Here is a 25997-nt window from a genome sequence, read left to right as displayed (position 1 = left end):
ATGCGGCAAGGGACAAGCGATGCGGCAGCCGGGACAGGTGGCGGGCGACAACCGGGGCAGAGGCGCGACCAGCCCGACCGAGATTCCGGTGCAGGGCTGGAAGGACATCCTCTGGCGCACCTACGAACAGATCGGCGAAGACCGCGTGACGCTGATCGCCGCGGGCGTCACCTACTATCTCCTTCTCGCCTTCATTCCGGGTCTGACCTCGCTGGTCTCGCTCTACGGGTTGTTCTCCGATCCGGCGGTCGTGGGCGAGCATCTGAGCACGCTGCAAGGCATCATCCCCGCCGGCGGCCTGCAGATCCTCGACGAGCAACTGACGCGCCTCACTACGGCGCGCGACACCACGCTCGGTTTCACCTTCGTCATCTCGCTCGCCATCTCGCTCTGGAGCGCCAATGCCGGCGTGAAGTCGCTCTTCGAGGCGATGAACGTCGCCTATAACGAGCGGGAGGAGCGCTCCTTCATTGTCCTCAACGCGGTGTCGCTGACCTTCACGCTCGGCATCGTTGTCACGGCGCTGATCATGATCGGCCTCGTCGTGGTGCTGCCGGCCGTGCTCGACCTCTTCTATCTCGGCGAGGGCTTCGAGTGGCTCATCACTTTGGTCAGTCTCGCTGCGGCGATCCTGGTCATGTCGCTCGGCGTCGCCGCGCTTTACCGCTGGGGTCCGTCGCGTGACTCGGCGCAATGGCAGTGGATCACGCCGGGCTCGATCCTGACGCTGGTGCTCACCGCCGTCGTCTCGATCCTGTTCTCCTGGTACACGGCGAACTTCGGCTCCTACGACGCGACCTACGGCTCGCTCGGCGCGATGATCGGCTTCATGACCTGGATCTGGCTGACCATGATCATCCTGATCGTCGGGGCCGAGTTGAATTCGGAGATGGAGCACCAGACGGCGCGGGATACGACAACGGGCACGCCGCGCCCGCTCGGGCGGCGCGACGCCACCATGGCCGACAGTGTCGCGGGGGTGCGCGAGGCGCCGAAAGGCGGCACCGGCTTCAACAAGGGTGTGGACGACGAGGCGGGATCCGGCCATAGCGGCCGAGGCAGGCCGCTCGACAGCAAGGGGCGTGAGCGCGTCTCGCTCGGCCAGCTCGCCGTCGCCGTTCCGGCCGCGCTCATCCTGTCCTGGGCCAAGAAGCGCAGCGCGCGCGGCTCGTCGCATTGAGGATGGCGGCTGGCCGGCGAAGCACGCGCCGGCCGCTCGCCATCGACATGCCGAGGGGAGAGCTTTCGCTCGGCGGAACAGCCTTAAGAGGAGCGACGCTATTCCCGCGCCTGATCAGCCGCCGAACAGCGTACCCGGATAGCGCGCCTCGTCGGGGAGCGTGGCGCTGCCCTCGCCGAGCTGCATCTGCATCAGCACCGTATCGATCCAGCGCCCGAACTTGAAGCCGGAGGCCTCGAAGATGCCGGTATGGCGGAAGCCCGCCCGCTCATGCAGGCGGATCGAGGGCTGGTTGCCAGAATCGCCGATCACCGCGACCATCTGGCGGAAGCCGGCCTCCTGGCAGAGTTCGATCAGGCGCAGCAGCAGCGCCCGGCCAATGCCCTGCCCCTTGATCTCCGGCGTGAGGTAGATCGAATCCTCCACCGTCCAGCGATAGGCCGGCCGTGTGCGGAACGGCCCGGCATAGGCATAGCCGACGACCCGGTCGTGATGGTCCTGCGCGACGATATAGGGATAGGACTGGCCGGTGATCGTCATGAAGCGTGCGCGCATCTCGACGACGTCCGGCGGCACCAGCTCATAGGTCGCGGTGCCGTGCAGGACGGCATCGGCATAGATGGCGGTGATTTCGGTCAGATCGTCGGCGGTGGCATCGCGAAGTATGACGGCGCTCAAACGCGTGTCTCCCGGACAAGCAGCCCGCAGGCCCGCGGCGCAGGATGCGCGCCAGCGGCCGAGCGTTAGCACCGCCGGCCGGTCTGCGCCAAGCTCGCTTGGCGATCGCGCGGGTGCGTCGCACTCACACCGCCTCACCCACCTCCTTGAAGTGGCGCCACCACCGTAGTGAGGAGCGTCGATGTCGAAGAGACTGAACCCGCGAAAGGCCCATAACGAAAAGAGCGGCCAAAACGAAAAGGGCGGCCGAAGCCGCCCTTTCCCGATCCGATGCTGATCCCGGTCCGCTTAGTTGCGGTTGCCGAAGAGCTGCAGCAGGAACATGAACATGTTGATGAAGTCGAGGTAGAGCCGCAGCGCGCCCATGATCGCCTTGCGGCCCATCACGACGGAGCCGTCGCCCTCGTAATACATCTCCTTGATCTGCTGCGTGTCGTAGGCGGTGAGGCCCGCGAAGACGAGCACGCCGATGATCGACACCGCGAAGGCGAGCGCCGAGGAGGCCAGGAAGATGTTCACGATCGAGGCGAGGATGATGCCGATCAGGCCCATGAACAGGAACGAGCCCATTCCGGACAGGTCACGCTTGGTCGTGTAGCCGAAGAGCGACAGGGCGCCGAAGCTCGCCGCGGTGATGAAGAACACCTGGACGATCGACTGCTGCGTGAAGACGAGGAAGATCGTCGACAGCGACAGGCCGACCAGGAAGGCATAGGCCCAGAAGGTCGCCTGCGCGGCACCGACGCTCATCTTGTCGACGCGGTAGGACAGGAAGAACACCAGCGCCAGCGGCGCGAACATCAGCACCCACTTCAACGGCGAAACGAACACGGCTTCGCCGAGCGGCGTCAGGCCGGCAATGTCGCCGCCGGCGTTCGTGACGACCGCCATGCTGAACAGGCCATAGGCCGCGACGCCGGTGATGGCGAGGCCGGCGGCCATGAGGTTGTAGACCTTGAGCATGTAGCTGCGCAGGCCCTGGTCGATCGTGGCATCCGCCCTCGACCCGGCCGCCGGCACGCTACGCGCTCCGTAATTGCGATAGTCAGCCATTTTCCCAACTTCCTTCTGCGTGTCCCGTCCGGTGTCGGCCGCCGCGGCAGACGAAAACTCGTCGCCGGAAGCCGAGGCGCCGCTGGCGGGACGCCCAGCAAGCCTGCCATCAATATGCGGATTGTGGCCGTGCGAACAAGACGTGAACCGGCCTGGAGGTGCCGGATTCGCCACGGTTAAGGTGAATTCGCGGTAAGGCTCGCAGGCCTCGACCCTCACCGCCAGTATCGGCAAGATCAGCGCTCCAGCGCTAACTTGGATGCAGCCCGGTTCGACTCGTCCGCAGCATTGCCGCGGGGACCGCAGCAAGGCGCTGGATTCGCGATCGACTCGAAGCGCCGCCGCATCAAAGCTCCCGCAGCACGGGCGCCGCCTTCTGCCCGAGGACCCGCCACGTCCCGAGCAGGCCGAAGCCGACGGTGAGGACGAGTGAGATCACCAGCGTCATCAATGCCACCGTCCAGTCGAAGACGAAGGGCAGGTCCATGACGCTCGACACGACGAACCACGCCGCCAGCGCTCCGGCGCCGATGGCAAAGGCCGCTGTCGCAAGGCCCAGCAGCAGGTACTCGGTCGTATAGGCCCGGATCAGCGTCGCCCGCGTCGCGCCCAGCGTCTTCAGGACCACCGCGTCGTGGATGCGGGCGCGGTTGCCGGCGGCAAGCGCGCCGGAGAGCACCAGCACCGAGGCGACCAGTGCAACCGCCGCCGCGACGCGGATCGCCAGTGCCAGCTGCGCGATCAGGGCGTTCACCGCGTCGAGCGCGTCCTTCACCCGCACCGTCGTCACGGCGGGATAGGCCTTGCCGATGCCCGAGAGCACCCGGCCCTCGTCATCGGCGCTCGCATTGGGGATGGCGAGGGTCGCCAGCCAGGAATGCGGCGCGCCCGCAAAGGCGTTCGGCGAGAACACCATGACGAAGTTGATCGCCAGCGATTCCCATTCGACGACCCGCAGATTGGCGATCCTGGCCGTGATGTTACGGCCAAGCACGTTGACCGTCAGCGTGTCGCCGACCTTCAGCCCGAGCTGCCCGGCCTCCTCGGCCGAGAAGGATACCAGCGGCTCGCCGGCATAGTCCGCCGGCCACCACGTGCCGGCGGTCAGGCTGGCATTGTCCGGCAGCGTCGGCGAATAGGTGACGCCGCGGTCGCCCCGCAGCACCCAGGCGCCTTCCGGCGGCACCTCGATCGTGGTCACGTCCTTCCCGTTCAGCCGGGTGATGCGCCCGCGCAGCATCGGCGCCGCCTCCAGCGTCGAGCCGGGCGCCAGCGTCTCGATTTCTTTGCGGAAGCCGTCGACCTCGCCGTTCTGGATGTCGACGAAGAAGAAGTTCGGCGCCCGCGAAGCGATGCCGGTGCCGATCTCGCGGCGCAGGTCAAAGTCGATGATCGCCAGCGTCACCAGCAATGTCAGCCCGAGGCCGAGCGACAGGACGACAGAGGGCGTCAAGGCGCCGGGCCGGTGAATGTTGCCGACGGCAAGCCGCAGCGGCGTCGAGCGGAAGCGCGGAGCCCGGGCAGCGAGTGCGGCGATCCCGAGAGCGACCGCCCGCAGGATCAGGAAGGCGGCTGCCGTACCGGCGAGGAAGATCAGTGCCACCCGGCGGTCGCCGGCCATCAGCAGGGCAAGGCCCGCGATCGCCAGCGCCATGGCGAGCGCCGCACCGAGAAAGGCGAGGCGCATGCCCCGGCGCGTCGTGCCGCCCGCCTCGCGAAAGAGCGCCGTCGCCGGAACGTCGCGGGTCCGGCCGAGCGGCAGAAGCGCGAAGGTCAGCGCCGTGAGCAGGCCGAACAGGGCGGCGACGCCGAGCGCGGTCGGATAGACCGAGGCCTCCGCGGCGATTGGGATGACCCGCTGCAGGAACGCCGCTGCGACAAAGGGCGCGATGGCACCCAGAACGAGGCCGGCAGCGATGCCGACGCCCGCGATGAAGAGGATCTGCAGGAGGTAGACGGTGACGACGAAGCCACCGCCGGCGCCCAGGCTCTTGAAGGTCGCGATCACCTGCCGCTTGCCGTCGAGATAGGCGGTGACGGCATTGGCGACGCCGACGCCGCCGACGATCAGCGCGGTCAGGCCGACCAGCGTCAGGAACTGCGCGAAGCGCTCGATATTACGCTGGAGCGAGGGCGCGGCTCGGTCGGCCGAACGGATGTTCCAGCCGGCATCGGGAAAGCGCGTCTTCGCCTCCTCCTCGGCCGCCTTGGCGGTAGCGGGGCCGCGGTTCAGCGCCAGCTTGTAGGAATAGGAGACGAGGCTCCCGGGCTGGATCAGACCGGTGGAGCGGATGGCGTCGGTCGAGACGAGCAGACGCGGCGCGAAGATCAGGCCCTCGGCAAGGACGTCCGGCTCGCGCGTCAGGATGGCACGCAGCTCGATCTCGGCCGTGCCGAGGCGGATCACCGATCCCGGCTTCAGGCCGAGCTGGTCGAATAGCTCGGGCGCGGCGACGGCGCCGTAGCGCCCGTTCCGTTCAGCCAGCAAGTCCGGGAGGGGCGAGGCGGCGCTCGTCTCCGCGGTGCCGACCAGCGGATAGGCGCCGTCCACCGCCTTCACCTCGGCCAGCGACTGCTTGCTGCCGTCGCGAAGGCGCACCATGGAGCGCATCGAGATCGTCTGCGACACGCGGCCGAGGCTGTCGAGATAGGCCTGCTCCTCCGGCGAGGTCTCCCGCTGCACGAGCGAAAAGCGCAGGTCGCCGCCGAGGATCTCGCGTCCCTGCGAGGCGATGCCCTCGCTCATCATCGTGGAGACGGAGTTCACCGCCGCGATGGCGGCGACGCCGAGCGTGATGCAGGCCAGGAAGATGTAGAAACCGGAGAGGCCGCCGCGCATCTCGCGCAGCGCGAAGCGGGCGGCGAGGCGCAGGCGATCGAGCCTGCCCGGACGGGCGAGCTCGCTGCCGTCCGCCGTCGTGATCGCCGCAGCCGTCACAGCGACGCGCCTTCGGCAGCGCCGGTCGCACTTGCTGGGGCGGGCGCTACCACCGGGGCGTCGTCATGGATGACGCCGGAGCGCACCGCAATCTCCCGGTCGCAGCGCGCCGCAAGGCCGGTATCGTGGGTGACCAGCACCAATGTCATCTGCCGCCGCCGCTGTTCGCCGAAGAGAAGGTCGGCGATCTGCCGGCCCGTTTCGGCGTCGAGATTGCCGGTCGGCTCGTCGGCGATCAGGATCGCCGGCTCCGGCGCCAGCGCCCGTGCCAGGGCGACGCGCTGCTGCTCGCCGCCGGAGAGCTCGCCCGGATAGTGCGTCACCCGCTCGGCAAGGCCGACGGCGGCGAGTTCCCGCGCCGCACGGCCGAAGGCGTCGGGATGACCGGCAAGCTCCAGCGGCACCGCCACATTCTCCAGCGCCGTCATGTTCGGGATGAGGTGGAAGGACTGGAAGACGATGCCGACGGAACGGCCCCGAAAGGCGGCGAGTTGGTCCTCGCTGAGGCCGGTCAGCGGCTGTCCTGCTATCTCGACCAGGCCTTCGTCAGCGCGTTCGAGCCCGGCGAGAACCATTAGAAGCGTCGACTTGCCGGAGCCGGACGGGCCGACGATGCCGACGGATTCGCCACGCTCCACCGTTAGCCCGACGCCTTTGAGCACATGCACGGCGCTGCGGCCGCTGCCGAGCGTCAGATGAACGTTTCGTAATCGGATAGCCGGTTCTGCCAAGGCGCTGCGGTCCTATATCAGGGTCGACGAGCCTTGCTGAAGGCCGACCGCTATATGGGTTTGCAATGCAGCACTTCCAACCGATCGCCGCCGCCCTTCTCGCCGCGTTTCTCGCGCTTGCCCCTGCGGCAGCCTCGGCACAGGGGCAAGCACCGTCCAGCGGGGCGGGCGAGGTCGTTGCCTTCGGCGACAGCCTGTCGGCGGGCTACGGCGTCGGGCCCGGCGAATCCTTCCCGGAGCAGTTGCAGGCCGCCCTGAAGGCTGCAGGCCACGACGTCACCGTCGCCAATGCGGGCGTCTCCGGCGACACCTCGACCGGCGGCCTGGCGCGGCTCGACTGGTCGGTGCCCGACGGCACCGGCCTCGCGATCCTGGAACTTGGCGCCAACGACGCGCTGCGCGGCATTGCGCCGGAGATCACCGAAAAGAACCTCGACGCCATGCTGACGCGCCTGAAGGAGCGCGGCATCAAGGTGCTGCTCGCCGGCATGAAGGCGCCGCCCAACATGGGACCCGACTATGCCGCGCGTTTCGACCCGATCTTCCCCAGGCTCGCCGAGAAGCACGGCGTGCCGCTCTACCCCTTCTTCCTGGAAGGCGTTGCCGCCGAGCGGACGCTCAACCAGGCCGATGCGATGCATCCGAACAAAGACGGCGTTGCGGTGATTGTGAAGGGCATCGTGCCGGGCGTCATCGCCGCCCTCGGCAAGGACGGCGCGGTGGCGGCGCCCTGACGCTGCGGCATCGCAGCGTGGGCTGACGGACCGTTGTCGGTCGGACGCATCGTCCTGCCGCACGGGGCCTGCACCAGGATGAGACCACGCGCCGCTCGCGATGTGGACAACCTCTGTAGGCGGTGCGGCAATTAGTTGTGCATTGCCGCACCGTCATCTGCGGCTGCTACCGACGGTTGGCTGGCCGCGCTTGCCAGCGGCAGGTGGAGGTGAAACTCTCACACCTGCACCGATCAGCGGAGAAGCCTCATGCCGAGACTGTTCGTCGCCCTCCAAATTCCCCCCGGTGCCGCTCTCAGCCTGTCCTTCCTGCGCGGCGGCCTGCCCTCTGCCCGCTGGATCGAGACGGAGGACTACCATCTCACCCTGCGCTTCATCGGCGATGTCGAGGCGCGCCTCGCCGACGAGCTCGTCGCAGGCCTCGACCGGATCCGCGCCGCCCCCTTCGATCTGACGCTGCGCGGCGTCGACGCCTTCGGCAACCGTAAGCCGCATTCGGTCTATGCCGGCGTCGAGCCGTCCGCAGCTCTGGAGGCGCTGCAGGCGGATATCGACCGCGCCTGCCGGCGCATCGGCCTGCCCGCCGATCCGCGGAAGTTCACGCCGCATGTGACGATCGCGCGGCTGCGGCAGGGGAAGCCGGCGGAGGTCGCGCCCTATCTCGCGGGGCGCGGCGACTTCCGCACGCCGCCTTTCGCGGTCAAGCGCTTCGGCGTCTTCTCCGCGCGGGACTCGGTCGGTGGCGGCCCTTACGTCCTTGAGGAAGCGTTTCCGCTCGATGCGCCGCAGCGCTCCGGCCCTGGGGTGGAGCATCGCAGCGATCTGCCAAGAGCCTGACGGCTGACGATCTCGCTGCGCTCGCATCTTGAGACGAGCGCGCCTCAACCCATCTTCACCCTTCCACGGGAGACAAGGGCAATGGCTGAGCAGGCGGGGGCAGAGCAAGCGGGCGCAGGCTCCAAAAGCCGGCTGACTAAGGCAAGGATCACCGAAATCCTGGCACCCGGCAGCGCCGAGGATCAGGAGCGGCAGGAGCACCGCGTCCGCTCCGGCTTTTTCTCAACGGTTCGCCGCGCGCTTCGCCACGTCCCGTTCATGGAGGACGTCGTCGCCGCCTATTACTGCGCACTCGATCCGCAGACGCCGGCGGCGACACGCGGCATCCTCTTGGCGGCCCTGGCCTATTTCGTCGTGCCGGTGGACATCATCCCTGACATGCTGTTCGGCCTTGGCTTCACCGACGATCTCGCCGTGCTTTGGGCGGCGTTCAGGGCCGTGCAGAACAATATCCGGCCGGAGCATTACGTCGCAGCGCGCGAGCGGCTCGACGATATCAAGGCCTGAAGCCGCCTGGCTGAAGCACGTCAGCCTGCGTCGCGTCGCCGCGCCGGCTCCGGGCGAGTATGAAAGCCGGCTACCGAAGCAGCCGCGCGCCGTCGCTCGCCCCATTCTGGACAACATCCTTCCGTTGGTCCTTAGACGTGCCGATTTGGGTCGCGGCGGCCACTCGGCATCGAAATCGCAGCGCTGGTGCAATCCGTTAACTGCAGCGCAACGGCTTTTGATTCAAACTGTCGCTCCGAAGGCCGGCCGCCGCCATGGCGGCTCGGGCGACACCCATCGAAGACCGAACGAGCGGGAAGCCATGTCTCTGAACAAAGTCCTGACGGCGACGGCCACGATCATCGTCCTGTCCGGCGCGATGTCGGCAGCTGCACAGACGCCGACGCGCATGAACCAGTTCAACGCCTGGGGGAGCTACTCCTACACAGCGGGCGGCAGCAAGGTGTGCTACATCCTGTCGACGCCGACCAAGATGGAGCCGGCCTCCGTTGACCATGGCGACATCTTCTTTCTGATTTCGCAGAAGCCGGGCCAGGGCGTCTCCTACGAGCCCCAGGTCGTCGTCGGCTATCCCCTGAAGGAAGGCGGGCGCGTCACCGTCGATGTCGACGGCAAGAAGTTCGCGCTGTTCACCAAGGGTGAGTCCGCCTGGATGGAGAACGCCGCCGAGGAGCCGCAGCTCGTCGCCGCTCTTCGCGCCGGCAAGGAGATGCGCGTTGATGCGCAGTCCCAGCGCGGCACCGCCACGCACTATGTCTATTCGCTGTCCGGCGTCTCTGCGGCGCTGAAGTCGATCAATACCTGCAAGTAGGGGCTGGCGCAGTGGCGCCGTCGATCTCGATAGGGCGTCCGGCACCGGCCGGACGCCCTTTTTCGTATTGAGGATAATGGCACAGTCCTGGAGGGTCAGCGCTTCAGGAAGGCGTCTCGACATGCCCCTGCCCTTGCATATCGGCGCCGAAGCGCGCATGTGACAGGCATCCGCGCCACTATCAGTTCTTGTTGCGCCGGCACCGGCCGGCCCGGGTTTTGTCCATGACCATGACCCTCGACCTTGCTTCGCCAGCGACCCGCCCGGCCGTTCCGCCGCGCGTGATGCCAGGCGGTGCGGTCTCGCCGGCAGCAGCCGAAAAGCCCTCGCTCATCGGCCTGTCCCGTGAGGGGCTCGGTGATGCGTTACGCAGCGTGGACGTGCCGGGAAAGCAGGTCCGCATGCGCACCGCGCAGCTCTGGCATTGGCTCTATGTCCGCGGCGCCGAGGATTTCGGCCAGATGGCCAATGTCGCGCGTGACCTGCGCGATCGCCTCGACGCCTCGTTCGCCATCGAGCGGCCCGAGATCGTCGAAGAGCAGATCTCCGTCGACGGCACCCGCAAGTGGCTGTTCCGCTTCCCAGCCCGCGGCGCTGGCCGCCCGGTCGAGATCGAGACCGTCTACATTCCCGAGGAAGGCCGCGGCACGCTGTGCGTGTCGAGCCAGGTCGGCTGCACCCTCACCTGCACCTTCTGCCACACGGGCACGCAGCGCCTGGTCCGCAATCTCGAGCCATCGGAGATCGTCGGGCAGATCCTCGCCGCTCGCTCCCGGCTCGGCGACTTCCCGGATGCGGCAACGCCCGCCGGCGCGATCGTACCCTCCGAGGGCCGGCTCGTCTCCAACGTCGTGATGATGGGCATGGGCGAGCCGCTCTATAATTTTGACAACGTCAAGCAGGCGCTCGCCGTCGCCTCCGACGGCGAAGGCGTTTCCCTGTCGAAGCGCCGGATCACCCTCTCCACCTCCGGCGTCGTGCCGATGATCCCGCGCACCGGGGAGGAGATGGGCGTGATGCTGGCGATCTCGCTCCACGCGGTGCGCGACGACCTGCGCGACGTGCTGGTGCCGATCAACAAGAAGTATCCGCTGGAGGAGCTGCTGGCGGCCTGCCGCGCCTATCCCGGCCTCTCCAACGCCCGCCGCATCACCTTCGAATATGTGATGCTGAAGGGGATCAACGACAGCCTCGCCGACGCGCGCGAGCTGGTGCGGCTCCTGAAGGGCATCCCGGCCAAGATCAACCTGATCCCGTTCAACCCCTGGCCGGGCACCGCCTACGAGTGCTCGGACTGGGACCAGATCGAGCGTTTCGCCGATCACGTCAACCAGGCCGGCTACGCCTCGCCGATCCGCACGCCGCGCGGCCGCGACATCTTCGCCGCCTGCGGGCAGCTGAAGTCGGAATCGGAGCGGATGAAGAAGAGCGAGCGTCTCGCGGCGGCGTCCTGAGGAACGCGGCGCTCCTGCGGCGCAGCAGGGTCGCAGACGAGGCGCATCTCCTCGCTTGACCTTCCAGCGGCTGGAATCCCTAGAGCATCCGGCATCGACGCTGCGAAACAGGAGAATCAGCGATGAGAACGATGTTCGCAACCGCGGCCCTGGTGCTGCTGGTGCTGCCGGCCGCCGCTCAGACCATGGACGGCATGGATCACGGCGCGATGCATGGCGAGGCCGGAGCGCCCGCCGCGGGTGAGCCGAAGACGCTGGAGGACGCCAGCGCAAAGATGCACCAGGAGATGGGGTCGATGCCGATGACCGGCGATGTCGACGTCGACTTCATGCAAGGCATGATCGCCCATCATCGCGGTGCCATCGACATGGCGAAGATCGCGCTGCGCGACGGCAAGGACCCGGAGATCAAGGCCTTGGCGAAGACGATCGTCGAGGCGCAGGAGGGCGAGATCAAGATGATGCAGGACTGGCTCGCCAAGCACCGCAAATAGCATCGTCGGGCACGCAGGGCGGCGCGCCTACAGGGCCAGCCGCCCCGTTGCGCGGCCTGCGCGCTGGATTCGTCTGGCGGTGATTTTCCGCCGGACATGCCCTATCTGACTGTGCGATGCGCGCCGTCTTCCGCTTTCTCTTCGTCATCCCCTTCGGCTTCATTGCCGCTTGTCTCGCCGCGGCCTTTGCGCTGCTGTCGCCTTTTCTGGATGTCGGAGGGGCTGGCGTCGATCCGTTGTTCTGGATCGAGACCGGGTTCGGCTTCACCGTGCAGGCGGGACAAGTCGGCTCGGCGGCGCTGGTGCCGTGGGGCATCTTCATGGCGGTGACGGAGGTGCTGGCGCTGCGCTCCATTCTCCTGCATGCCGGCGCCGGCGCACTCGGCGGCATCGCCTATGCCGGGATGGCCTATGGCGGTGCCATGCCACAGGCGAGCGTGCGCACCGCCCTCGTCGTCGCCGGCCTCTCCTTCGCGCTGGTCTACTGGCTCGTCGCCGGGCGCCGCGCCGGCAGCTGGCGCGAGCGAGCGCCCGCCGCGCCAGTGACCTCCGTCCCACCTGTCTCCTGACCTGTTCCTTCGAGGATCCCGCCGATGGCTCGCCGCCCCACCAATCCCCTCGATGCCGCCGAAGCGGTGTTCAAGCCGGCATCGGCCAAGCCGGCCGGCCGGGCCGCCGAGGCGCCGCGTATTCCGGGCACGCGGGAAAGCGTGACGCTGCGCATCGAGAGCGACGTTCTGGAATATTTCCAGGCCGACGGGCCGGGCTGGCAGGACCGTATGGCCGCTGCGTTGCGCGCCGCCGCCGGGCTCTGATACGCCCGTCCACATCCCCGCCCAGCCGACTTTGACGGTGGCCGATGATCACGATCCATCACCTCAACAACTCGCGCTCGCAGCGCGTGCTCTGGCTTCTGGAGGAGCTGGAGGTGCCCTACGAGGTGAAGCGCTACCAGCGCACCAAGCGGCTGCAGGCGCCGGACGAGCTGAAACAGGTGCATCCGCTCGGCAAGTCGCCGGTGCTGACCGACGGCGGCCGCACCATCGCCGAGACAGGGACAATCGTGGAATATATTCTCGACCGCTACGGCAATGGTCGGCTGATGCCTGAGCACGGCACCGAGGCCTATTGGCAGGCGCGCCACTTTCTCCACTATGCGGAAGGGTCGGCGATGCCGCCGCTCCTGATGACGCTGGTGCTCGGCCGCATTCCGGAGGAGGCGCCGTTCTTCCTGAAGCCGTTGCTGAAGGCGACGCTCGGCAAGGCGCAGTCGGCCTTCGTGCGGCCGCAGCTCGACCTGCACATCGCCCATTGGGAAGACGCGCTGAAAGGCGCCGGCTGGTTCGCGGGCGATGCCTTCTCGGTCGCCGACGTGATGATGAGTTTTCCCGTCGAGGCGGCGGCGCAACGGGTCGGCTACGACAATCACCCGCTCCTGCGCGACTTCCTCAGGCGCATCCACGACCGCCCGGCCTTCCGCCAGGGGTTGAAGCGCGGCGGACCCTACGACTACGCCTGAGCCTTCGTCGGCTCGCGCGACCGTCAGTGCCCTTGCGTCGTCAGGATGCGGATGGCGAAGGCGGAAAAGACCGAGGCGAACAGCCAGTCGATCATGCGCATCACCTTCGGTCGCCGCTTCAGCGCCGCCGCGAACTGGTCGGCCATCAGGATCATCAGGATGCTGAAGGGCACGGCCAGCGCGATAAAATAGATCCCGAGAAAGAACAGCTTGCCGACGGCGTGCGGGTCTCCCGCCGAGACGAACTGCGGCAGGAAGGTCACGAAGAACAGCACGACCTTGGGATTCAGGAGGTTGATTCCGAGGCCGGTCGCCCAGTTGGCGAACGCCGAATGGCGCCGTCCGGCCGCGCCCCGCTCCAGCGTCAGGCTGGAGCCGTGGCGGATCGCCTGCACGGCGAGATAGACGAGATAGGCCGCGCCCGCGAACTTAAGGGCGAAGAAGGCTTGCGGCGACGCGGCGATCAGCGCCGACAGGCCGAAGGCGGCAAGGCTGGTGTGGATCACCACCCCGGTCGCCGCCCCGAGCATCGTAACGAGCCCGGCGGTTCTCCCTTCGCTCAAGGTCCGGCCGAGGAACAGCGTCATGTCCGGTCCTGGCGTGATCGTCAGCACGAAGGCTGCAAGCGAGAAGGCGAGAATGGTGGCGATATCGGGAAGAAAGGTCATGGCGGCGCGGCCTTGCCAACGGAGATCGTTACTTCCGCCATTGTTAGCCGTCCCGACGTCCTCGCACCATCCGGTTCTTGCGGTGGTATCGGGGCGCCAGGCGCATCACGCGCACCGAAGGAGCCGCGGCGCCGCGACGCGAGGCTTTCTTCCGCGCCCGCACTTGCTATAGAGCCGGGCACGAGCCGCACAACCGGGATTTCTCCAGCATGGCACCCATCCGCGACGTCAAGAAGGTCGTTCTCGCCTATTCCGGCGGCCTCGACACCTCGATCATCCTGAAATGGCTGCAGAACGAATACGGCGCGGAGGTCGTCACCTTCACCGCCGATCTCGGCCAGGGCGAGGAGCTGGAGCCGGCCCGCCGCAAGGCCGAGATGATGGGCGTCAAGAACATCTATATCGAGGACGTGCGCGAGGAGTTCTGCCGCGATTTCGTCTTCCCGATGTTCCGCGCCAATGCCGTCTACGAGGGCACCTATCTCCTCGGCACCTCGATCGCCCGGCCGCTGATCTCCAAGCGCCTCGTCGAGATCGCCCATGAGACCGGCGCGGACGCCATCGCCCATGGCGCGACGGGCAAGGGCAACGACCAGGTCCGCTTCGAGCTCTCGGCCTATGCGCTGGATCCAGACATCAAGGTGATCGCGCCCTGGCGCGAATGGGAGTTCAAGTCCCGCACCGACCTCATCGATTTCGCCGAGAAGAACCAGATCCAGGTCGCCAAGGACAAGCGCGGCGAGGCGCCGTTCTCGGTCGACGCCAACCTCCTGCACTCCTCCTCGGAAGGAAAAGTGCTGGAGGATCCGGCGGAAGAGCCGCCGCACTACGTCTACCAGCGCACGGTCTCACCGGAGGAAGCGCCGGACCAGGCGACCGTGATCGAGATCGGCTTTGCCAAGGGCGATCCGGTGTCGCTCGACCGCAAGGCGTTGAAGCCGCACGAGCTGCTCGCCGCCCTCAACGATCTCGGCCGCGACAACGGCATCGGCCGGCTCGACCTCGTCGAGAACCGCTTCGTCGGCATGAAGTCACGCGGCGTCTACGAGACGCCCGGCGGCACCATCCTTCTCGCCGCCCATCGCGCCATCGAGAGCATCACGCTCGACCGCGGCGCGGCGCATCTGAAGGACGAGCTGATGCCGCGCTATGCCGAGCTCATCTACAACGGCTTCTGGTTCTCGCCGGAGCGCCACATGCTGCAGGCCGCCATCGACAAGAGCCAGGAGCATGTCGAGGGCACGGTGCGGCTGAAGCTCTACAAGGGCAATGTCATCGTCATCGGCCGGGCTTCGCCGAAGTCGCTTTATTCCGACGCGCTGGTCACTTTCGAGGACGATCACGGCGCCTACGACCAGAAGGACGCCGCCGGCTTCATCCGGCTCAACGCGCTGCGGCTGCGCACGCTCGCCAAGCGCGACGGGCTATGACACCCCGGAGACGATCGAGGCCGGCAGCGCCTTCGTCATCCACCCGTCACATGCGGGTCAACCGCGCTTCATAGAACGGTTCTAGACGTCCTCTCCTACGTATCGGACGAGGACGTCTCCCCCATGACCATCCAGATCTTCGACGGCCGCACATCGGTCTCCCGCCGCACGCTGCTGCGCGGCGCGGCCACCGGCGCCCTCGCCGTCGCCGGCACGCTCGCTCTGCCCGCCTTCGTGCGCGCCGCCAGCCGGCCCACCATTCCGGGCGGCGTCCAGAGCGGCGACATCGCGGCCGACCGCGGCGTCTTCTGGGCCCGCGCCGATCGTCCGGCCCGGGCCCATTTCGAGTGGTCGACGACGGACAGCTTCAAGGACGTTCATCGCCTGCCGGCCGTCGATGCGCTGCCGGACACCGATTATGCCGTGAAGATCCTCGCCCGGGGCCTGCCCTCCGACCAGGAGATCTTCTGGCGCGTCGGCTTCACCGACCTCAACGACGTCAACGCCGTGTCGGAACCGGCGGTCGGCCATTTCCGCACCGCGCCGACGCAGAAGCGCGACATCAGCTTCACCTGGAGCGGCGACACGGCCGGCCAGGGCTGGGGCATCGACGAGAGCCGCGGTGGCATGACCATCTACTCCACCATGCTCAAGCACCGCCCGGACTTCTTCATCCATTCCGGCGACACGATCTATGCCGATGGCGTGATCGAGGCCGAGGTGGAGCTGCCGGACGGCACCAAGTGGAAGAACATCGTCACGCCGGAAAAATCCAAGGTCGCCGAAACGCTCGACGAGTATCGCGGCCAGTACAAGTACAACCTCATGGACGCCAACGTCCGGACCTTCAACGCCGCCGTGCCGATGCTGGCACAGTGGGACGACCACGAGGTCACCAACAACTGGTCCTCGTCCAAGCAGCTGGGCGACGCCTATAAGGAGAAGTCGATCGAGCTTCTCTCCGCCCGCGCCTTCCGCGCCTTCCACGAGATGATGCCGATCGCAACCGACCTGTCGGAGCCGCAGCGCGTCTACCGCAAGGTCGCCTACGGGCCGATGCTGGACGTCTTCTTCCTCGACATGCGCACCTATCGCGGCCCCAACGGCGACAATCTGGAAGCCGAGGAAGGCCCGAACTCCATGTATCTCGGCGCCGACCAGCGTGCCTGGCTGAAGCGGGAGCTGAAGGCCTCCAAGGCGACCTGGAAGGTCATTGCCGCCGACATGCCGCTCGGCCTCGTCGTCTGGGACAATGCCAAGGACAAGAAGGGCTTCGAGGCGATCGCCAACAACGAGCCCGGCAAGCCGCTCGGCCGCGAGTTGGAATTTGCCGATCTCCTGAAGTTCATCAAGGACTCGCAGATCCGCAACACCGTCTGGCTCACCGCCGACGTCCACTACACCGCCGCGCACTACTATGATCCGGAGAAGGCCGTCTTCCAGGACTTCGACCCGTTCTGGGAATTCGTCTCCGGCCCGCTCCACTCCGGCACCTTCGGCCCCGGCGACCTCGATCCGACCTTCGGCCCGCAGCTGCGCTACGCCAAGGCGCCGACCGCCGAGCAGGGACAGAACCTCTCGCCGGCCGCGGGCCTGCAGTTCTTCGGCCATGTCCAGATCGCCGCCGACACCGAAGTGATGACGGTGACGCTGCGGGATGCGGCCGACGCCGCGCTCTGGTCGACCGATCTGACGCCCGTCAAAGCCTGATCAGGCAAGGCAGCAAAGCGGCCGCCCCTATAGGTGGCGGCCGCTACCGCTCGCCGTAGCGACGGCTGGAACTGGTTCGCGGCGGGCGGACGCGGTTCCTTCGACGCCGCCGCGTGGCCGCGAATCCCTTCAGCTTAAAAGGCGACGTCCTTCACCTGCCGCTGCGCTTTCTCTCGAAACCGGTCGGCGAGCGTGATCAAGTCCTTGCCCTCCAGCCGCGGAATTACTCGGTAGATCGCCTCGATCAGGCAGTAGATGCAGAACAACATGAGGCCGATGCCGACCGCACCGAGGAGGTAGCGTCCGAATGCAGCCTGGTGCAGAGCTTTGAGAGCCTGCTCGATCCCGCCTGCTTCATCCGGATTATGCGTCCAGCCGGCAAAGATGACGAAGGCGCCGGTGATGGTGATTACCAACCCCTGCGCCACGAGGCCCACTTTTGCAAAAGGGTCGAGCCGCTCGCTCATCTCGGTCGAGCGCAGATGCTCCTTGTATCTCCCGGTATAGGCTTTGACGCCGTAGTAGAGACCGGCACAGACCACGACCGCGCCTGCGGCCATGACGATCCACGCCCCGAATGGAAAGGACAGCACCCACGCCGTCAGACCCTTGCTGCCCCCGGAGCCACCGCCCTGCCCGCCTCCACCGCCGCCGGAAAAGCCGGCCGTCCAGATGAGCGACACCGCGTAAGCCGCAAGTCCGAGATTGATGAAGCCGGAGACGAACATGGCGCCCCGCGCCACCAGTCCTTTGGTCTCCAATCCATGATCTTCGAGGTCCATCCAGCCATCGATGCAGCGCCAGACCCCGTAGGCGACGAGCCCGATCGCGATGGCGACGAGAAGCGACATGCCGAGCGTCCCGCCGAGGAGCGATTCCAGCGCATCCGTGGTCCCACCGGCCTCCCCGGCCTCATACCACGCGGCACCGAAGGCGAAGACGCCGACAAGAACGTAGACGATGCCCCGTGCCGTGTAGCCAACCCGCATGACGGGATCGACCCAGAAGGGCGTGGTGTCGTCAGCCTGTGTCAAGGTGCCTCCTGCAAAGGGCGTTCTCATCCAGCCACTTAGTCTCCACGGCGGAATTTGAAGGGCGGCGCATCCCCTTTGAACGACTGTTTCTAAAAGGGCAGCTTGTCTGCGCTTCATAAGCGAGGCGAATTGTTTCTCGCCGCTGGCCTTCCCACATTGGGCGTAACAGCAAAGGGAACACCCCATGATCCCCTATTCCATGCTCGACCTGTCGCCGGTTCCGGAAGGCTCCAGCGCGGCGGACGCGCTCGCCAACACGCTCGACCTGGCCCGCCACGCGGAAGCGCTCGGCTTCAACCGCTTCTGGCTCGCCGAGCATCACAATATGGTCGGCATCGCCAGCGCCGCGACGTCGGTGGTGATCGGGCATGTCGCGGCCGGCACGAAGACGATCCGCGTCGGTGCCGGCGGCGTCATGCTGCCGAACCATGCGCCGCTGGTGATCGCCGAACAGTTCGGCACCCTGGCGACGCTTTTCCCGGATCGCATCGACCTCGGTCTCGGCCGCGCGCCGGGGACCGACATGGCGACGGCCCGGGCGCTGCGCCGCAGCCTCGAGAATGGCGACAACTTCCCGCAGGACGTCCTGGAGCTGATCGGCTATTTCGAGCCGGAGGTGCCGGAGCAGCGCGTCCGCGCCTTTCCGGGCACGGGCACGCAGGTGCCGGTCTGGATTCTCGGCTCCAGCCTCTATGGTGCCCAGCTCGCCGCCCATTTCGGCCTGCCCTACGCCTTCGCCTCCCACTTCGCGCCGGCGGCCCTCGATCAGGCGGTCGAGATCTATCGCGAGACGTACCGTCCGTCGCAGCGCTGGCCGCGGCCGCACTTCATGCTCGCCGTCAACGTCTTCGCCGCGCCGACCGATAGGGAGGCGGCCTATCTGCGCAGTTCCATGCAGCAGGCCTTTGCAAACCTTCGCACGGGCCGGCCGGGACCGCTGCCGCGCCCCGTGGAGGATATCGACGCGGTGATCGATCCCTCGATGCGGCCGATGGTTGACGAGGCGCTGCGGGTCTCCGCCGTCGGCTCGCCGGATACGGTGGAGCGCCAGCTCGGCGCGCTGATCGATCGTTACCGGCCGGACGAGGTCATCATGACCGGGCAGATTCACGATCATGCCGCCCGCAAGGCCTCTTTCACCATCGCGGCCGAGGCCATGCAGTCGCTGGGCGCCGCCCGCACGGCAGCACAGTAAGAGCGTTATTAGCTCACTCGTCTCATTGCGTCCCCGGTGCGAGTTGGAGTAGCGTCGGCCGCGATCGGGACGGGACATGAAGAGCACCGCCCCACGCCGCCGGCGTGGCAGATGACGGTCGTCTGTCGCCTGTCTCGTCGGCCGTGTTCGGAGTTTGCAGATGATCGCTCGACGGCTTGTCTTCCTGTTTCCAGGATTCGAGCCGCTCGACACCCCCCGCCAGGTGGAGCGCTTCCGCCGCGGCGCCGGCATGGCAGCCGCGACCTGGGATGCGACGGTCAGCTTCCCACCGCGGGACCACTCGCCCTCGGGCGGCGGGCGCTTCGCCATGCCGGTGACGGCATCCGGCGCCGGCTGGCGGACGGAGACCGAGATTGTCTTCTGCGACTTCGGCGACCTGATCCTCGACTATGCCGCACGGCCATCGCTGCGGCGCCTCATCCTGGGTGCACGGGCGCTCGCCGACTTCGTCGCCACCGGCACCTTCTTTCGCTACTGCCGCGTCAGCTGGCGCTATGCCCTGTTCTTCCTGTTTCCCATCGTCGTCCTCCTGGCGACGCTGGCCGCCGGCGTCGTCGTCGCGCTGCTGCCGCTCATGCTCGGCCGCTCCGGTCTGCATGCCGTCTGGAGCGTGCCGCTCGGGCTCGTCGTCACAGCCGGGCTCACCGCGCGTGCCAGCCGCCGCCTGCATCTATTGACCGCCATGGACGACTGGGCCTTCGCCTATGACCTCTGTCGCGGCGGCAACGCCGCCCTCGATGCACGGGTCGCCATCTATCGCCGAACCATGGCCGACAGGCTGGCTGCCACGGATGCGCAGGAGGTCGTGGTCGCCGCCCATAGTCTCGGCGCGTCGCTCGCCGTGGTGGCGCTCGCCGGCGCATTGGCCGAGGTTCGTGGCCGCCATCCTGAGATTGCCGTCCTGACCGTCGGCTCCAGCCTGCTGAAGACGGCCCTCCACCCGGCGGCGCAGACGCAACGGGAGGCCGTGCATACCATCGTCGTCGACCGCCGCCTTCTCTGGTGCGACGTGCAGGCCCTGTCGGACCCGATCAGCTTCTACCGGTCGAACCCGGCGACGTCCCTCGGCATCACTGACGGGCGCACGCCCTTCGTCCGCCGCATCTCGCTGCGCAAGCTGGTCAAGCCGGAGACGTTCAAGCGCGTGAAGCGCAATTTCTTCCGCCTGCACCGTCAATTCGTCTATGGGGTCGAGCGGCGGAGTTCATTCTCCTTCCACATGCTCCTTCTGGGCCCCCTCTCCATGCAGACCTTCACCGAAGCCGGGACCATCGATCGCCCGCCTCTGGCCGAGACGTTGGGAACGGCCGCCGCGCCGGCGGCCGAGCCCGAGATGATGGACGCGGTCCGATGACGCCCGCCCATTTCGGCACCGCCGCCTGGGTTCTGACCGTCGTCGCCTGGTACGTGATCCGCTATCCCTTCGAGCGGCGGGCCAAGCGCGGCCGTGTGGCCAAGACGAAGCGTGGCGCCGCCGAAACGCTGCGCATGGCGATCTCCCTCACCGGTCTCGGCATCCTGCCCGGCATCTTCGCCGCCACCGGCTTCCCGCGCTTTGCCACCTACCAGCCGTCGATGCTGCAGATCGGGCTCGGCGTCGTTGCGGCCGCCGTCGCGCTCGTCCTCTTCCGTCTCACCCACAAGGCGCTCGGCAAGATGTGGTCGGTCTCGCTCGACATCCGGGACAGCCACCGCCTCGTCACCGACGGCATCTACGGGCGGCTGCGGCATCCGATGTACTCGGCCTTCTGGACCATGGCGCTGGCGCAGGCGCTGCTGGTTCCGAACCTCGTCGCCGGGCTGGCCGGTCTCGTCGGCTTCGGCATCCTCTTCGCCTTCCGCATCGGCCCGGAGGAGCGGATGATGGAGGAAACCTTCGGTGAGGATTATCGCGCCTATCGCCGCCGCACCGCGCGTATCATCCCCGGCGTGTTTTGAGGCTGGCCGCGCCTGTCATGTTTGCGCAACACTTCCTCGGTGAAACGGCGACCTTACCCGCGGCAGTCCTGCGCGCCTTTTTGCTGCCGTGCTAGAAGCGCAGACGCATCGAAACCTTAAGGCGCGATGAAGACGCGGCACCGCAGGGCGGCCCCGACGACCTTCATCTCGATCCGCAATCGCCTCATCCGCTCCCGAAAAGAGACGCTGTCCATGACCCGCATCAGACGCAGCCTTTCTGTTGTCGCGTCGCTGCTGGCGTCTGGCCTCGCCCTTGGCGCCTGCCAGACCAGTGGCCCGACGGATGCGGCGGTCTCCGCCTATACGGCCGAAGCCGATAGTCCGGCGACGCTGAAGGGTCTCACCTGTTCCAACAATGGCGGAATGGGCCGCACCGTGCCGCTGACGGCCTCCCGCGTCCGGGCCGGCGACCCCGCCTATATCGAGTTCCGCGGCCGCATGTCGCCGGCGATCCCGTCGGGCCACATGTATGTCGCCTTCGGGCGCCTCGATGCCGCCGGCAACCCGGTGTCGCGCTACCATATCGGCTCTTATCCGAAGGGCTACGTGGTCGGGCTCTATGGCGGCGCCCTGGTGCCGATGCCGGTGGAGCTCGAGCCGAGCATCCTCGACTGCTCGATGGGGACCTTCGACGCCTACCGGGTCTCGCTGACGGAAGAGCAGTACAAGAAGCTTCTCGCCAAGGTCGCCTATTATCGGCGCAACCCGCCGACCTGGACGATGTTCGGCTTCAACTGCAACAACTTCGCCGCATCGCTCGGCAGCGTCGCTGGTCTGCGCGAGCCGGTGGGTCGCGCCGTGCCGACCTTCGCCTATGTGCAGGCCTATATCCGCGCCAATGGAGATGGCGGCCAGATCAGCAAGCCGGTGCAGCGCCCGGACGCCTGAGGCTCAACGCGCGCGACCGGCCGGCGTCACACCGGCTGCAGCGCCCAGGGCGCCCGATCCTTCGACGAAGGGCTACGTACCCGCCTCCGGCGCCTCCGCTGCCGGCATCTGCGCCCGCGCATCGTCGTGGTGCGCCTCCCGGCGGAAGATGAGGTAGCTGACGATCGCGATCAGCCCGAGCGACGGGATCACGGTCTGCATCGCCAGCACCGGATGGCCGATCGCCGCGCAGATGAGCCCTCCGAGCATGCCGGTCCCCATCTGGACGAAGCCCATGCCCGCCGAGGCCGCGCCTGCCATGTGGGCGAAGGGGGCGAGCGCAGCCGTCGTCATCGCCGGCATCACGAAGGCGATCCCGAACGCATAAGCGGCCACCGGCAGCATGATCGACAGATAGCTCGGCGAAAGCCACGCGATCGAGATCACCAGCGCCAGGCTGCCCGCGGCAATGAAGCCGAGGCCGACCGGCACGAGTCGCTGCGCTCCGAACCGCGGCAGCAGCAGGCGCACGACGACCGAGGCACCGAGATAGGTGCCCGACTGCGCCAGCATGCCGATGCCGAACTGCGTCGGCGTCAGGCCGGCGGTGTCGATCAGCACGAAGGGCAGGATGGTGGCGAGCGTATAGAGCGCGCCGGCCGAGCCGCCGATCGTCAGGCTGGACGCGAGGAAGTGCCGATTGGTGGCAAGCCGCCCATAGGCGCGCAGGATCGCGCCCGGCCGGATGCGGCTCCAGTCCGGCGCGACGGTCTCACGCATTGGCCCGAGTGTGACGCCGACAACGATCAGCCCGAAGAACACCATGACGACGAAGATCGCATGCCAGCCCGCGAGCGCCAGCGTGATGCCGCCGATGGTCGGCGACAACGCCGGCCCGATGGCGAGCACGATGCCGATCGTGTTCATGATCCGCGACGACTGCTCGCCGGTGAACTGGTCGCGCACGATGGCGCGCGAGGTCGCCACGCCGACCGAGGAGCCGATGCCCTGCAGCAGCCGTGCGACGAGCAGCGTGCCGATGTCGGGCGCCAGCACCGCCAGGATAGAGCCGGCGAGATAGAGGACCATGAAGGCGAGCGTCGTCGGACGCCGGCCAGCCGCATCGGAAATCGGCCCGCAGATGAGCTGCGTGACCGAGAAGCCGGCGAAATAGACGGCGAGCGTCAGCTTCACCACCGCCTCGGTCGTGCCGAAGGCCTCCACCAGGGCCGGCATGGCCGGCGTGTAGAGCGCCATCGACACCGGGCCGATCGCGACCAGGAGGCCGCCGATCAGGCTGGTCCGCCGCTCCGACATCGAACCGGGCGTCCGCGGGCTGGTCATGACAGGACGGTCAGCCGGAACCGCGCTAGGCCGTCACCGGCTCGGCGTCGGCAGACCCGTCGCCGGATCGCTCATTGGCAAGATTGGCGCGCATATGTTCCAGCGCCCGCTTGATCAATGCGCGCTCGTCGGCATCGATGCCGTTCATCATCCGCTCGTACATCGTCTCGATCAGCGGGTGGATGTCCTGGAAGACCTGGTTCGCGGCGTCGGTCGGCACGATGATCTTGGCGCGACGATCGCGCGGATCGACCGTGCGCTGGATCAGTCCTTGCGTCTCCAGCCGGTCCAGATAGGCCGACAGCGTCATCGGCTCGACGCCCATCCGATCGGCGAGCGCGGCTTGGCGCGAGCCGCTGTAGCGGGTCGCATAGGCGAGCGCCCTCACCTCGCCCGGCGTCAGCTCCATCCCGGCCTCGATCACCGCGCGCTCGAACGCCTGGCGCAGCAGGCGCGCGACGTCGTTCAGGAGGAAGTTGACGGAGGTATCGGATAGTAGCTGATGCGTCATTCGGTCGGGCGGTCCGGTTCGATCCTTTCCTTGGAAAGGCAAGATACCGCAGAGATGCGGAGCGCGTTGGACGTACCAACTTAGCCCCGCCATGAATAGTCTATACGCCCGATGCGGCTCAAACGCCGCATGACAGCGCCGTAGCGGCCAGGCTAAGACACTGCCGCGACTGGCGGAACCGCGACGATCACGAGCGTGTCATGACGAATATCTCCACCGAACGGCCCATCGACGCCCTGTTCTCCTTCGATGCGCCCCACGGCCTCCCGCGTTTTTCTGAACTGACGGCGGAGATGTTCGAGCCCGCCTTTGACGCAGCGATCGTCGCTCATGCCGGCGAAATCGATGCGATCGCCGACGATCCGGCCGAGCCGACCTTCGCCAACACGCTGGCGGCGATGGAGCGCTCTGGCCGCGCGCTGTCGCGGGTCGCCCGCACCTTCTTCGCGCTGACCGGCGCCGAGACCAGTGATGCGCTGCAGCGCGTCGAGCGGGCCGTCTCGCCCAAACTCTCGCGGCATTCCTCCGCCATTGCGCTGAATGCCAAGCTGTTTGCGCGCATCGACGCCCTCCACGCCCGGCGCGCCACGCTGACCGGCCTTGCGCCGGAGGATCTTCGCCTGCTGGAGCGCACCCATCTCGGCTTGGTACGCTCCGGCGCCAGGCTGACCGGAGAGGCACGAACGCGGCTGGCCGCGATCGACGAGCGGCTCTCCGCGCTGGGCACGCAGTTCTCGCAGAACATCCTGGCCGACGAGCGCGACTTCGTGCTGCCGCTCACGGAGGCCGACCTTGACGGCCTGCCGGCCTCGCTGCGCCAGGCGATGAAGGCGGCGGCCGGCGAGCGCGGCATCGAAGGTTATGCGCTGACGCTGTCGCGCTCGATCGTCGTGCCATTCCTGTCCTACTCCGACCGCCGCGACCTGCGCGAGCGCGCCTTCGCAGCCTGGATCGCGCGGGGCGAAAACGAGGGCGAGACGGACAACCGGCCGATCCTGGCGGAGATCCTGGCGCTCCGGGCCGAAAAAGCGCGCCTCCTCGGCTATCCCTCTTTCGCGGCCTACAAGCTCGACGACACCATGGCGAAGACGCCGGCCGCCGTCCGTACGCTGCTGGAGGAGGTCTGGGGCCACGCCAAGGACCGTGCCGCGCGCGACGCCGTCTCGCTCAAGGCGATCGCCGCCGCGTCCGGCGCGAACGACCCGCTCGCCCCCTTTGACTGGCGCTACTACGCCGAGAAGCGGCGTCAGGCCGAGTTCCAGATCGAGGAAGCCGAGATCAAGCCCTACTTCCAGCTGGAGCGGATGATCGAGGCGGCCTTCGACGTCGCCGGCCGGCTGTTCGGCCTGCGCTTCGAGGCCTTGGCCGATGCGGTGGCCTGGCATCCCGACGTGCGCGCCTGGCGGGTGCGCGGGCGGGACGGCAGCGACCGCGGCCTCTTCCTCGGCGACTATTTCGCCCGGCCCTCAAAGCGCTCCGGCGCCTGGATGAGCGCGCTTCGGGCGCAGAACCGCCTCGATGGCGAGACGCCGATCATCTACAATATCTGCAACTTCGCCAAGCCGCCGCAAGGCGCGCCGGCGCTGCTGTCGATCGACGACGCGCGCACGCTCTTCCACGAGTTCGGCCATGCGCTGCACGGCCTCCTGTCCGACGTGACATGGCCCTCGCTCGCCGGCACCGCCGTCTCGCGCGATTTCGTCGAACTGCCCTCGCAGCTTTACGAGCACTGGCTGACGGTGCCGGCCGTCCTGTCGCGCCACGCCGTCCATGCCGAGACCGGCGAGACGCTGCCACCGGCGCTTCTGGAGAAGCTCTTGGCATCGCGCAGCTTCGATGCCGGTTTCGAGACGGTGGAATACACCGCATCGGCGCTGATCGACCTCGGTCTCCACGAGGCGGCGGAGGCGCCGGCACACCCGCTCGAAGCCGAACGCGAGATGCTGGAGCGGCTTGGCATGCCGGCGGAAATCGTCATGCGGCATCGCTCGCCGCACTTCGCCCACATCTTCTCGGGCGACGGCTACTCCTCCGGCTACTATTCCTACATGTGGTCGGAGGTGCTGGATGCGGACGCTTTCGACGCCTTCGGCGAGGCGGGCGACCCGTTCCACGGCGAAACGGCGGAGAAGCTGCACCGGCATGTCTACTCCGCCGGCAACTCGCGCGACGCCGGCGAACTCTACACCGCCTTCCGCGGCCGCATGCCGACCAGCGCGGCGCTTCTGAGGAAGCGCGGCTTCGTCGTCTGACGGGGCCGTATCGCCCGCTGTACGCCAGTGTGGCGGTCCCCTTCGCCTGTGTTCTTCGCCGTACCGACAG

General features: G+C 67.5%; 25 protein-coding genes. 17 read left to right on the top strand and 8 right to left on the bottom strand.

The genetic code is table 11. The annotated features are described in order from the left end of the window. Positions 1-19: 19 nt before the first annotated feature. Positions 20-1180 carry a YihY/virulence factor BrkB family protein gene (locus C0R46_RS16025; protein WP_102960668.1) on the top strand — a complete coding sequence of 387 codons (1161 nt, stop codon included), beginning with the start codon at positions 20-22 and terminating at the stop codon, positions 1178-1180. A gap of 114 nt (positions 1181-1294) precedes the next feature. On the opposite strand, the gene C0R46_RS16020 is transcribed toward C0R46_RS16025, so the two are convergent. From C0R46_RS16020 to C0R46_RS16005, 4 genes are all read right to left on the bottom strand, one after another. After that, the gene (locus tag C0R46_RS16020) at positions 1295-1858 is read right to left on the bottom strand and encodes a GNAT family N-acetyltransferase (RefSeq protein WP_102960667.1); all 564 of its coding nucleotides are present in this window, start codon (positions 1856-1858) and stop codon (positions 1295-1297) included. Between the two features lie 288 nt (positions 1859-2146). Then, positions 2147-2911 (bottom strand): Bax inhibitor-1/YccA family protein, encoded by a 765-nt coding sequence (locus C0R46_RS16015; protein WP_102960666.1) that lies wholly within the window; start codon positions 2909-2911, stop codon positions 2147-2149. 346 nt (positions 2912-3257) lie between these two features. Continuing rightward, positions 3258-5750 carry an ABC transporter permease gene (locus C0R46_RS16010; protein WP_102960723.1) on the bottom strand — a complete coding sequence of 831 codons (2493 nt, stop codon included), beginning with the start codon at positions 5748-5750 and terminating at the stop codon, positions 3258-3260. Between the two features lie 95 nt (positions 5751-5845). After that, positions 5846-6580, bottom strand: a complete 735-nt coding sequence (locus C0R46_RS16005) for an ABC transporter ATP-binding protein (RefSeq protein WP_102960665.1) — start codon at positions 6578-6580, stop codon at positions 5846-5848. Positions 6581-6645: 65 nt separating this feature from the next. Between C0R46_RS16005 and C0R46_RS16000 the strand changes: the two genes are divergently transcribed. From C0R46_RS16000 to C0R46_RS15960, 9 genes are all read left to right on the top strand, one after another. Then, positions 6646-7314, top strand: a complete 669-nt coding sequence (locus C0R46_RS16000) for an arylesterase (RefSeq protein ID WP_102960664.1) — start codon at positions 6646-6648, stop codon at positions 7312-7314. Between the two features lie 249 nt (positions 7315-7563). Further along, on the top strand, positions 7564-8151 hold the full coding sequence (gene thpR, locus C0R46_RS15995) for an RNA 2',3'-cyclic phosphodiesterase (protein ID WP_102960663.1): 588 nt from the start codon (positions 7564-7566) through the stop codon (positions 8149-8151). Between the two features lie 81 nt (positions 8152-8232). Further along, positions 8233-8658: a YkvA family protein gene (locus C0R46_RS15990; RefSeq protein WP_102960662.1), complete on the top strand. Its 426-nt coding sequence runs from the start codon at positions 8233-8235 to the stop codon at positions 8656-8658. 301 nt (positions 8659-8959) lie between these two features. Next, entirely contained in the window at positions 8960-9469 is a 510-nt protein-coding gene (locus C0R46_RS15985) for an invasion associated locus B family protein (RefSeq protein WP_102960661.1), read from the top strand. 224 nt (positions 9470-9693) lie between these two features. After that, positions 9694-10923 carry a dual-specificity RNA methyltransferase RlmN gene (gene rlmN / locus C0R46_RS15980; RefSeq protein ID WP_102960660.1) on the top strand — a complete coding sequence of 410 codons (1230 nt, stop codon included), beginning with the start codon at positions 9694-9696 and terminating at the stop codon, positions 10921-10923. A 122-nt stretch (positions 10924-11045) separates the two neighbouring features. After that, a complete protein-coding gene (copM, locus tag C0R46_RS15975) occupies positions 11046-11417 on the top strand; it encodes a CopM family metallochaperone (RefSeq protein WP_102960659.1) in 372 nt (123 codons plus the stop codon). 116 nt (positions 11418-11533) lie between these two features. After that, positions 11534-11986: a hypothetical protein gene (locus tag C0R46_RS20820; RefSeq protein ID WP_102960658.1), complete on the top strand. Its 453-nt coding sequence runs from the start codon at positions 11534-11536 to the stop codon at positions 11984-11986. Between the two features lie 24 nt (positions 11987-12010). Then, positions 12011-12232 carry a BrnA antitoxin family protein gene (locus C0R46_RS15965; protein ID WP_102960657.1) on the top strand — a complete coding sequence of 74 codons (222 nt, stop codon included), beginning with the start codon at positions 12011-12013 and terminating at the stop codon, positions 12230-12232. Between the two features lie 44 nt (positions 12233-12276). Continuing rightward, complete coding sequence (locus C0R46_RS15960) at positions 12277-12936, top strand: glutathione S-transferase family protein (protein WP_102960656.1); 660 nt, start codon at positions 12277-12279, stop codon at positions 12934-12936. A 23-nt stretch (positions 12937-12959) separates the two neighbouring features. Here the strand turns inward: C0R46_RS15960 and C0R46_RS15955 are convergent, their stop codons facing one another. After that, positions 12960-13604 carry a LysE family translocator gene (locus C0R46_RS15955; protein ID WP_102960655.1) on the bottom strand — a complete coding sequence of 215 codons (645 nt, stop codon included), beginning with the start codon at positions 13602-13604 and terminating at the stop codon, positions 12960-12962. Positions 13605-13813: 209 nt separating this feature from the next. On the opposite strand from C0R46_RS15955, the gene C0R46_RS15950 reads away from it, so the two are divergent. Further along, a complete protein-coding gene (locus tag C0R46_RS15950) occupies positions 13814-15034 on the top strand; it encodes an argininosuccinate synthase (protein WP_102960654.1) in 1221 nt (406 codons plus the stop codon). Between the two features lie 123 nt (positions 15035-15157). Further along, entirely contained in the window at positions 15158-16744 is a 1587-nt protein-coding gene (locus C0R46_RS15945; protein ID WP_102960653.1) for an alkaline phosphatase D family protein, read from the top strand. 134 nt (positions 16745-16878) lie between these two features. On the opposite strand, the gene C0R46_RS15940 is transcribed toward C0R46_RS15945, so the two are convergent. Continuing rightward, complete coding sequence (locus C0R46_RS15940) at positions 16879-17778, bottom strand: DUF1206 domain-containing protein (protein ID WP_198598371.1); 900 nt, start codon at positions 17776-17778, stop codon at positions 16879-16881. A gap of 184 nt (positions 17779-17962) precedes the next feature. On the opposite strand from C0R46_RS15940, the gene C0R46_RS15935 reads away from it, so the two are divergent. The 4 genes from C0R46_RS15935 (at position 17963) to C0R46_RS15920 (ending at position 21841) form a co-directional block, all read left to right on the top strand. Then, entirely contained in the window at positions 17963-18973 is a 1011-nt protein-coding gene (locus C0R46_RS15935) for an LLM class flavin-dependent oxidoreductase (RefSeq protein ID WP_102960651.1), read from the top strand. 160 nt (positions 18974-19133) lie between these two features. Continuing rightward, complete coding sequence (locus C0R46_RS15930; protein ID WP_102960650.1) at positions 19134-20348, top strand: hypothetical protein; 1215 nt, start codon at positions 19134-19136, stop codon at positions 20346-20348. Further along, the gene (locus C0R46_RS15925; protein WP_102960649.1) at positions 20345-20932 is read left to right on the top strand and encodes a protein-S-isoprenylcysteine O-methyltransferase; all 588 of its coding nucleotides are present in this window, start codon (positions 20345-20347) and stop codon (positions 20930-20932) included. The genes C0R46_RS15930 and C0R46_RS15925 overlap by 4 nt, the downstream gene beginning before the upstream one ends. A gap of 213 nt (positions 20933-21145) precedes the next feature. Next, on the top strand, positions 21146-21841 hold the full coding sequence (locus C0R46_RS15920) for a hypothetical protein (RefSeq protein WP_157944667.1): 696 nt from the start codon (positions 21146-21148) through the stop codon (positions 21839-21841). Between the two features lie 72 nt (positions 21842-21913). On the opposite strand, the gene C0R46_RS15915 is transcribed toward C0R46_RS15920, so the two are convergent. After that, positions 21914-23164 carry a multidrug effflux MFS transporter gene (locus C0R46_RS15915; protein ID WP_245413617.1) on the bottom strand — a complete coding sequence of 417 codons (1251 nt, stop codon included), beginning with the start codon at positions 23162-23164 and terminating at the stop codon, positions 21914-21916. Between the two features lie 25 nt (positions 23165-23189). Then, positions 23190-23675: a MarR family winged helix-turn-helix transcriptional regulator gene (locus tag C0R46_RS15910; RefSeq protein ID WP_102960647.1), complete on the bottom strand. Its 486-nt coding sequence runs from the start codon at positions 23673-23675 to the stop codon at positions 23190-23192. 200 nt (positions 23676-23875) lie between these two features. Here C0R46_RS15910 and C0R46_RS15905 point away from each other — a divergent pair, with 200 nt between their 5' ends. Beyond that, entirely contained in the window at positions 23876-25927 is a 2052-nt protein-coding gene (locus C0R46_RS15905; protein WP_102960646.1) for a M3 family metallopeptidase, read from the top strand. The last annotated feature ends 70 nt before the right edge of the window (positions 25928-25997 follow it).

This window comes from Mangrovicella endophytica, assembly GCF_002893625.1.
GTDB lineage: Bacteria > Pseudomonadota > Alphaproteobacteria > Rhizobiales > Rhizobiaceae > Mangrovicella > Mangrovicella endophytica.
Note: the sequence above shows the minus strand (reverse complement) of the source record. Positions and strands in the feature narration are given on the sequence as shown.

Bases quoted from the DNA above. Each gene is read 5' to 3' on its own strand.
- C0R46_RS16025 (WP_102960668.1), top strand. From the start codon at position 20: ATGCGGCAGCCGGGACAGGTGGCGGGCGACAACCGGGGCAGAGGCGCG.
- C0R46_RS16015 (WP_102960666.1), bottom strand. From the start codon at position 2,911: ATGGCTGACTATCGCAATTACGGAGCGCGTAGCGTGCCGGCGGCCGGG.
- C0R46_RS16010 (WP_102960723.1), bottom strand. From the start codon at position 5,750: ATGCGCGGCGGCCTCTCCGGTTTCTACATCTTCCTGGCCTGCATCACG.
- C0R46_RS16000 (WP_102960664.1), top strand. From the start codon at position 6,646: ATGCAGCACTTCCAACCGATCGCCGCCGCCCTTCTCGCCGCGTTTCTC.
- thpR (WP_102960663.1), top strand. From the start codon at position 7,564: ATGCCGAGACTGTTCGTCGCCCTCCAAATTCCCCCCGGTGCCGCTCTC.
- C0R46_RS15990 (WP_102960662.1), top strand. From the start codon at position 8,233: ATGGCTGAGCAGGCGGGGGCAGAGCAAGCGGGCGCAGGCTCCAAAAGC.
- C0R46_RS15985 (WP_102960661.1), top strand. From the start codon at position 8,960: ATGTCTCTGAACAAAGTCCTGACGGCGACGGCCACGATCATCGTCCTG.
- rlmN (WP_102960660.1), top strand. From the start codon at position 9,694: ATGACCATGACCCTCGACCTTGCTTCGCCAGCGACCCGCCCGGCCGTT.
- copM (WP_102960659.1), top strand. From the start codon at position 11,046: ATGAGAACGATGTTCGCAACCGCGGCCCTGGTGCTGCTGGTGCTGCCG.
- C0R46_RS20820 (WP_102960658.1), top strand. From the start codon at position 11,534: ATGCGCGCCGTCTTCCGCTTTCTCTTCGTCATCCCCTTCGGCTTCATT.
- C0R46_RS15965 (WP_102960657.1), top strand. From the start codon at position 12,011: ATGGCTCGCCGCCCCACCAATCCCCTCGATGCCGCCGAAGCGGTGTTC.
- C0R46_RS15960 (WP_102960656.1), top strand. From the start codon at position 12,277: ATGATCACGATCCATCACCTCAACAACTCGCGCTCGCAGCGCGTGCTC.
- C0R46_RS15955 (WP_102960655.1), bottom strand. From the start codon at position 13,604: ATGACCTTTCTTCCCGATATCGCCACCATTCTCGCCTTCTCGCTTGCA.
- C0R46_RS15950 (WP_102960654.1), top strand. From the start codon at position 13,814: ATGGCACCCATCCGCGACGTCAAGAAGGTCGTTCTCGCCTATTCCGGC.
- C0R46_RS15945 (WP_102960653.1), top strand. From the start codon at position 15,158: ATGACCATCCAGATCTTCGACGGCCGCACATCGGTCTCCCGCCGCACG.
- C0R46_RS15935 (WP_102960651.1), top strand. From the start codon at position 17,963: ATGATCCCCTATTCCATGCTCGACCTGTCGCCGGTTCCGGAAGGCTCC.
- C0R46_RS15930 (WP_102960650.1), top strand. From the start codon at position 19,134: ATGATCGCTCGACGGCTTGTCTTCCTGTTTCCAGGATTCGAGCCGCTC.
- C0R46_RS15925 (WP_102960649.1), top strand. From the start codon at position 20,345: ATGACGCCCGCCCATTTCGGCACCGCCGCCTGGGTTCTGACCGTCGTC.
- C0R46_RS15920 (WP_157944667.1), top strand. From the start codon at position 21,146: ATGACCCGCATCAGACGCAGCCTTTCTGTTGTCGCGTCGCTGCTGGCG.
- C0R46_RS15915 (WP_245413617.1), bottom strand. From the start codon at position 23,164: ATGACCAGCCCGCGGACGCCCGGTTCGATGTCGGAGCGGCGGACCAGC.
- C0R46_RS15910 (WP_102960647.1), bottom strand. From the start codon at position 23,675: ATGACGCATCAGCTACTATCCGATACCTCCGTCAACTTCCTCCTGAAC.
- C0R46_RS15905 (WP_102960646.1), top strand. From the start codon at position 23,876: ATGACGAATATCTCCACCGAACGGCCCATCGACGCCCTGTTCTCCTTC.